Here is a 7,457-nt window from a genome sequence, read left to right on the forward strand (position 1 = left end):
ACATCCACAACCTGAACCGCAGCGTTGGCCGCCAGCAAATCCTGGGTGATGCCCTTAAAATTATCCATATACGGGCCGAAGGTAACAGGGCGGGCCAGTGCTGCAGCTTCCAGGGGATTATGCCCCCCCGCCGGCACAAAACTGCCACCGATGGTCACCACATCTGCCGCCGCGTAGAAGTCCATCACCTCGCCCAGTGTATCTATCAGAAAAACCGCGCGCCCCCCCACGTCCTCAGCACGCGAGCGCAAGGCAAAGGACACCCCCTTTGCCTGCATCCGTGCCATCACCTCCAGTCGCCGCGAGGGATGGCGGGGAATCAGCACCAGCAGCAGATCCGGCCATTGGCGCTGCAAGTCTTCCAGCGCCGCCAGCGCCATCTGCTCCTCACCAGCATGCGTAGAAGCGAATACCCAGACCGGTCGCCCACCGAAGCGCTGCTGCCACTGGCGCCCCCGCTCCCGCGCGGCGACGGGTTCCGGCAGGTCATATTTGATATTACCGGTCACCACCACATGCTCTGCCCCCAGGCGGAGAAAAGCCGCCGCATCCTCCGAACCCTGGGCCGCAATGGCGCTCATACTGGCCAATGCGGGGGCAAAGAGCGTCCGGAAACGGGCGTAACCCCGAAGCGAACGCTGCGAGAGCCGGGCATTGGCCAGCATCAGAGGCACGCCCTCGCGGCTGGCTGCATGACAGAGATTGGGCCAGATCTCCGTTTCCATGATAATCCCCAGGCGCGGTCGCTGGCGGCGCAAAAAGCGCGTGACCGCCGCGGACAGGTCATAAGGCAGGTAATACTGCAGCACTTCCGTACCCAAACGCTGACTAACTACAGCAGCTCCCGTCGGCGTTGTGCTGGTCATCAGAATGGGCACCTCCGGATAACGTGCCTGCAAAGCCCGCACCAGGGGAATCGCCGCGATGGTCTCCCCCACACTCACCGCATGAATCCAGATGGGCCGATCCGAACGGCGCGGCCCCCAGCCGAAACGCTCCCACCAGCGCTCCCGGTAGGCAGGTCGTCGCCAGGCCCGCCAGAGGGTAAAACCCAGAACGACAGGGCTGAGCAGCCAGAGCAGAAAGGCGTAGAGGTGGCGACTCATCATTCGCGGTGCAAAATACGGTCGGTCAGCCAGTCCAGACGATACCAGGGCCGGAAGTTTTTCAGGACGCGCTCGCGATCATACCCGTCCTTGATCCAGGCACGCAGGGTCAAGCCGGGCTGGCAGGCGGCAGCATCGTGGTAACTGATGAAAAACCAGTCGAGAATGCCGGTATTGGCATGCCGGATATGACCGAAAGGCCACAAACGCAGTTGCCGCTGCGCCTCGCTGAGGGGTATCCCCCGCACCAGATGCAGATACAGCACGCTGATGAAACCGGCCCGATCCGCGCCGGATTTACAGTGCAGCAAAAAAGGTTGGGGTAATTGATCCAGCACCTCTATGGCCGCCAGCAACTTGTCGCGTTCCGGCAGGTCCCGGGAGCCAAAGCCGTGCAGGGTCAGGTGCGTCATGCCCAGGGCATCACAAGTCTCCTGCTCCAGACGGTAATGGGGTTCGTGGGGTGCCGGGGCACGCAGGTTCAATACCGTGCAGAGACCATGCTTTTGCTGCCAGTGCCGTAACTGGACCGGCGACGGCTGGGCCGAGCGAAACACCCCTGTTGCAATCTCGTGAAAATTTGCATAAAACAGCTCGCGGAAAATGCCGTGATCCGTCCAGAACTGGTGCCGCCGGTAGCGGCGGCGCTCATCCGGCAGGAGCACTAGGGGGTGTTTCATAATCGGTGCTCCAGCAAAGGGGATAAGGCCGTCCAGACCTGCTCCGGGCGTAATGCCTGCTGGCAGAGTATCAGGCCATTTTTTGCTTCCGGCAACGGGCATCGGGATTTACCGCACGGCGCGCAAGGCTCGAGGCTTTGCAGGCTGGCCTGATGGTCCTCCGCCACAGAAAATCGATCCCTGGCCGTCGGTCCGTACAAAGTAACCCCCGCCAGCCCCAAGGCACCGGCCAGATAAGAAAGTCCTGTATCCATACCGACATAGGCATCAGCCCGCACGATCAAAGCGGCGAGCTCCAGCAACGTAGCGGGGGGCAGGGCGACCACATTATCCGCTTGCTCCGCAATGCGCTGGGCTCGCGCCGCCTCGCGCGCATTGCCTGCGGGCAGCAACAAACGCAATCCCGCCTGTCGCAACGGGGCGGCCAGTGCCCGCCAATAGTCTTCCTGCCATTCCTTATTCTCCCGCGAGGTCCCGTGAAACCCCAGCACAAAGGGTTGCTGCACCAGTTCCTTCCAAGGCTGCGCCAGTGTGTCTTTACGCAGGCGCGTAGCGGCCACCTGCAAACCATAATCTGGCGGCGTCTCCGGCAAGGGGTAGTCTAGAGCCTGGGCGAACAGTTGGCGATTCCGGCTGATGGCGGACTGCCCCCAAGCCACAGGAAAGCGACGATGATAGAGCCGGGCGGCACCCGGTTCGCGGGCGCTGGCGGCATCCAGACCCCACAGTGGCGCCCCGCCCAAGCGGCCCAGCAACGCACTTTTGTAGAGGCCCTGGGCATCAAGAATTTGATCATACCCCTCTGCCCGCAAGTCTCGCCGCAAATCCCGCAATGCGACCGCCAGCCCGCGCCACCGCTCTTTATAGTTGCGCAGAGAGAACGGAATCACCCGCGCGGCCCCTGGATGCAGCAGTGCGATGGGCGCAAATGCGGGCTCTACCAACCAGTGCAAGTGCAAATCCGGCTGGGCCTGCTGCAAATCGGTCACCGCCGGCAGGGTATGTAGCACGTCGCCCATGGAACTCAGGCGCAGCAGGAGGAGTTTCATAATCTATTGGCAAACCGCACTAATCGTGATCCGTTTCGCGTTCGCGGCATTCCAGTTCATACAAGTAGGCCTGTTTCATAAATGAGGAAAAGGCACCCGCGTAGGCGATCATAACCCCGCGATACCCATCCCTCCATGCACTTTTGAGTATCAGATCGCGAAGAAAACGAAGCCACGGTGATAACACTAGTTTAAAAGGGTTCATCCGGGCACCTTTTGAATATTTAACCGAAGATGTTGTCCGCGCATAGGAGATAAGCTTAGCAAGCTGATCATCCAAATCCCGATAAGTATAATGAAGTAAGTCGCCATTCAGCTTGCACACCGGACCCGAAACCTCTATGTGACCATGCGGATCCGGACCAACCCATTTTGAAGACTCCCGACGCACCAGCCGAAGCCGCCACTCTGGATACCAAATATGCGAGATCCAACGTCCTAAATATCGAGTACGACGATTTACAAGCCATCCGTCACAGTCATCTGGGGGGGCTGCCATTACCTGTCGAATTGAGTCACACAGCGTTGCACTAAGCGCTTCGTCAGCATCAATGGATAACACCCACGGCTGCTCACACTGATTGAATGAAAACTGATTTTGTGCAACGTTGCCAGGCCACGGATTACTAAAGAAACGAGCGCCGTAGCGCTTCGCGATCTCTTCAGTTGCATCGCTCGATCCCGAGTCTACAACGACGATTTCCGAAGCCAGATCAGCTACTGACCGCAGACAACGTTCAAGATTACGCTCTTCATTTAGCGTTATAATAGATACAGACAACGGAAATTCCATGGCATATCCCATTCTGTTAACAATATCAAATACATTAACCTCACACCAGCGTCATACCCGTGAGGTTAATCCATCTGAATGACCCAGCCCCATTTTCAGGGTCTGCCACACTTTGGAACAATCACTTTATCAAAATCCGCTCAGGATAGCCTACCGGCAGGCGAGCGCACATTACGGTGCATTGAGCCCTGAAAGCTCAATCACAGACCTTTGGTATAGAGGCAAACCAGCCATCAACGCAATAGTAATGGCGTCAGCGTACCCCCAGCTCAAACCATCGAAAAGCCCACCAATGACATAAATGGCAAAGTAAGTAAGCGCGAACCAGTTCTGCGGAAGATCTCGCGCCCTCCACATTTCACGCCCCAAGGACCAGAGGAACCAGAGGAAAAGCCCAAGACCGACAACCCCCAAAGATGCCGCTTCACTGATATAGCTGTTAGCCGCAGCATTCATGACAAAATCGGGAGTCTCCGGAATCTGGTGTGCCGCCTGCATTTTCAATATGACGGGATAAAAATCACCTGTCCCTACCCCAAAAAATGGATGTGCAAGGAACATCATCACACCACCGATCATTGCCAGAAGACGAATACCCCAGCTTGAATAAATAGCTGCATGGCTCAAATTAAAACTCAACAACCCCTGAACTCCAAGCATAAAATAAGAACGGATGTATGGTATTACCAACAAGCCAATCACAGCCAAAGAAAAAGCCATGATCATCCAGTAGCGCCAGCGTCCGGGATAGAGCATCCAAATCGCTATAGGAAGCAGAATCACGAGCAGTAATTGCCCAGAACGCCCCGGTATAACGAGCAGTTGCGCAAACAGTAGCAGACCGACAAGCACATTAACCCAGCGGGGAAAGTTCCATTGCTTCCGGAAGTCCCAAGTCAGCCACAGAAGTGCGTGGGCGATTGCCAAAGAAAGGAAAATATGACCACAAAAACCCGTATAGTTCATACCGCCGGTATTCTTCCACGGAAAAACTCCCCAAGTCATCATGGCTGCCAGGAATTCGTTGATCAACAAACCAGAAAGAAATAGCCTGATTAATAATTTTATCCAGCGCGTCTTCCAGGGCAATGTGGCGCCTATAAATGCCAAAATACCGTAACTAGTGGCTTCCGCGACCTTCATTCCGAAGAACATATCTGTGGTCCATAGCAGACCGAGGAGCGTCCAACCGATGAGCAGCGCAAGTGGTATCGCCCAGGGCCGCGCGGAAATCTGGCGCCATTCCCGCCAATGGCCGCTTACGGCATAAAGCACCAGCAAAAGCCCTACCGAGACACCGGCACCTGCCGTACTCAGCGGGAAGCTGAATAATGGCAAGGCATACGCTGTAAACATTAGCCCATCCGGGACTCGCCACTTCATGACATAAAAACCTTATTTTTATCAAGCAATCGTAAAATGCTGGACACCATCGTATCACTATCGCCACTACCATTTCCGGTCACGACGACGGATGCTTCACGATGGTAATGTTCCGGACTTGGAAAATTAAACAGCGCCAGCGTGGGTAGACCCATGGCGACGGCCATGTGGTACGGCCCGGAGTCGCTGGACACGAAGATATCACAAATCGCAAGAGCTCCCGTCAGGCCGCTGGGAGTGGTCTGGCCAGCAATATCCAGGATGTGTCCGACATCACCCCAGCGCGCAGCATATTGCCCCAGAAAATCCTGATTGATGCTGCGTTCATTTGGCGCGCCGGTCAGCAAAAGAATATGGGGAGAAGCGGCCGCAACCTGCCCCATCACTTCCACCAGAAATCCGACGGAGGGGCGTTTTTTTTCCGCATCTGGCGTACCACAACCAATGTTCACTCCGATAACAGGGCGGTCTTCTGGTAACCGGGATTGCAGAGATTCGCGAACATAGCGCCCAGCCTCCGTTTCCTGCAACACGATCCGCTGGCCATCCCGCTCCAGCCCCAAAGCCGCCAACGCCGCGAAGTCCCGCTCCGTATAGTCCATGGGCCAGGACAATTCATGCCGCTGGGCGTAGTCCTGTAAACTCGGCCCCGCATGGTCATAGAGTCGCCCCCGCCCCAGCACCTGATTCACCCCGACCGCAGGTGCCGCGCAAAAACGCCGCATCCAGCGGGTGGCGATGCTCGTCTCTATACCGAAAGGTTCGTGGTCGATGATCAGGTCCGGTTGCAGGTCCTGCGCGATGTGCCTCAGCTCCGGCAGTAATCGGCGCCACGCACGCGGGCCAACACCCCGTATACCGGCAAAGCGCCCCTCTTGCATGGACAGAAAATGGGCGCTGGACAGCAGATAGTGCTCCCGAATCAGCGCCTCGCTCGGATAACCGGGCCAGCGGCTCAGAAACACCAGATGCAGTTCCGCATCCGGCCAGCGCTTTTTGAGCACCACCCAGGCCGCCGAACTGCGCAGGATGTCGCCGATACCTGCACTGTGCGACTTGATCAGAAGTATGCGGTGGGGTTCTACGGGTAAAGGACGTGGCATCAGCGCGGCATTCAATCCGTCTGCGGGGCCAAGGGCAGATCGACGCCGGACAGGTCTATACGGGCCACATACTCTTTGATGGATAAAGGCCGTAACATGGCTACCAGCATGACCTTTCCCCCTGCCTCAGCGAATAAACAGCCTCTATCATAAGACGTGGAGGCATCTGTGTCATCGCAGCAAGGTGGCCAGAAAATCGCGGGCGATGACATCCGCATCAAAGCGCCGGGCGTAATCCGGTCCGGCCCCAGCCAAACCCTCGCGCAGAGGGACGTCTGCTGCCAGCCGCAAAATGGCGTCCCGCCAATCCGCCCATTCCCCGGCAGGTAATAACATGCCGCTCCGATCCGCCGCAAAACTTTCCCGGATACCACCCATGGCCGCGCCCAGCACCGGGGTGGCGCAGGCCTGCGCCTCCAGGCAAACCCGCCCAAAGGTATCCGGCTCGATGGAAGGCAAGGCAAGAGTATCCATGACGCTGTACCAGGGCGTTGCCGGGTCTTGCCAGCCCAGCAAATGATGCCAGGGCTTATTCTCCAGACGTGCGCGCAACTCCGCTTCATGGGTGCCTCCCCCCAACCACAGCCCATGCACCCGTGCATCTGTGGCATGCGCGGCGTCGATGGCGTCGGCAAGCATGAACACCCCCTTGCCCCGGTGCCAGGCGCCGACAAAGCCCACGAGAAAATCCTCATCCGCCAATCCCAAGGCGGCGCGCTGCCGCGTTCGCGCCGTGAAATCACGCTGAAAATCTGCCAGGCGCAGGGGATTCGCCAACACTTCGACACGTTCTGCGGGCACGCCTTGCAAGATCAGTCGCTCCCGCAGATAGGCGGAAATAGCGAACAAACGCAGAGGCCAGCGCGAGAGCAACCAGCGGGTGCTGGGCTTAAGTCGCAGGTCCATGTGCCGAAAGAGCGTAAGGCGCCGCCCCTCACTGCGGCTGATCAGTGCCAGCGGCCAGTATTCCTTGCTGAAGCTGCCGATAACCCAGTCTGGCTGCACCACACGGATAGCCCGACGCAAGGCACGGATGCCGCCGGGATCGGCGCTGTTGCGGAAGACCCCGAAATGCCGGGTCACCGGCGCAGCCTCCAGCGCCTGCGCGATCCGCCCTTGCGGATGCACCAGACAATGCACCTCCGCCCCCTGCTCGGCCAGAGCGCGACTGAGGGTGATCATGTGCGTCTCCGTACCGCCGCCGCCGGGATTGGTGCCCACCCAGAGCAGACGCGGGGCTGCGCTCAATGGTGGTCCTCATGCCGGGTCAGCAGTTGCAGGGGAAAAACATGGGGCGGGTGATGCCCGCCGACCCTCACCCGCGGTAAATCCATAAGGTCAGC

7 protein-coding genes are annotated in these 7,457 nt (G+C 58.2%); all 7 read right to left on the minus strand.

The features are described 5' to 3' along the window. Window positions 1-1,109, minus strand: a 1,109-nt coding sequence (locus tag AC2VNK_RS06970) for a 3-deoxy-D-manno-octulosonic acid transferase (RefSeq protein ID WP_486883276.1), incomplete at its 3' end; no start/stop codon positions are given. Continuing rightward, window positions 1,106-1,786 (minus strand): tyrosine-protein phosphatase, encoded by a 681-nt coding sequence (locus AC2VNK_RS06975; protein WP_486883277.1) that lies wholly within the window; start codon window positions 1,784-1,786, stop codon window positions 1,106-1,108. The genes AC2VNK_RS06970 and AC2VNK_RS06975, both read right to left, overlap by 4 nt. Next, the gene (gene waaC, locus AC2VNK_RS06980; RefSeq protein WP_486883278.1) at window positions 1,783-2,835 is read right to left on the minus strand and encodes a lipopolysaccharide heptosyltransferase I; all 1,053 of its coding nucleotides are present in this window, start codon (window positions 2,833-2,835) and stop codon (window positions 1,783-1,785) included. The genes AC2VNK_RS06975 and waaC overlap by 4 nt, the downstream gene beginning before the upstream one ends. Window positions 2,836-2,854: 19 nt before the next feature. Continuing rightward, window positions 2,855-3,628 carry a glycosyltransferase family 2 protein gene (locus AC2VNK_RS06985; RefSeq protein WP_291522808.1) on the minus strand — a complete coding sequence of 258 codons (774 nt, stop codon included), beginning with the start codon at window positions 3,626-3,628 and terminating at the stop codon, window positions 2,855-2,857. Between the two features lie 171 nt (window positions 3,629-3,799). Continuing rightward, the gene (locus AC2VNK_RS06990) at window positions 3,800-4,984 is read right to left on the minus strand and encodes an O-antigen ligase family protein (protein WP_486883279.1); all 1,185 of its coding nucleotides are present in this window, start codon (window positions 4,982-4,984) and stop codon (window positions 3,800-3,802) included. A 23-nt stretch (window positions 4,985-5,007) separates the two neighbouring features. Beyond that, window positions 5,008-6,114, minus strand: coding sequence for a glycosyltransferase family 9 protein (locus tag AC2VNK_RS06995; RefSeq protein WP_486883280.1), 1,107 nt, complete (start codon window positions 6,112-6,114; stop codon window positions 5,008-5,010). 171 nt (window positions 6,115-6,285) lie between these two features. Beyond that, on the minus strand, window positions 6,286-7,362 hold the full coding sequence (locus AC2VNK_RS07000; RefSeq protein WP_486883281.1) for a glycosyltransferase family 4 protein: 1,077 nt from the start codon (window positions 7,360-7,362) through the stop codon (window positions 6,286-6,288). Between the last annotated feature and the right edge of the window lie 95 nt (window positions 7,363-7,457).

The organism is Acidithiobacillus sp. TH-A35 (genome assembly GCF_057473505.1).

Coding starts and splice junctions, on each gene's coding strand:
- AC2VNK_RS06975 (WP_486883277.1), bottom strand. CDS start 1,786: ATGAAACACCCCCTAGTGCTCCTGCCGGATGAGCGCCGCCGCTACCGG.
- waaC (WP_486883278.1), bottom strand. CDS start 2,835: ATGAAACTCCTCCTGCTGCGCCTGAGTTCCATGGGCGACGTGCTACAT.
- AC2VNK_RS06985 (WP_291522808.1), bottom strand. CDS start 3,628: ATGGAATTTCCGTTGTCTGTATCTATTATAACGCTAAATGAAGAGCGT.
- AC2VNK_RS06990 (WP_486883279.1), bottom strand. CDS start 4,984: ATGTTTACAGCGTATGCCTTGCCATTATTCAGCTTCCCGCTGAGTACG.
- AC2VNK_RS06995 (WP_486883280.1), bottom strand. CDS start 6,114: ATGCCACGTCCTTTACCCGTAGAACCCCACCGCATACTTCTGATCAAG.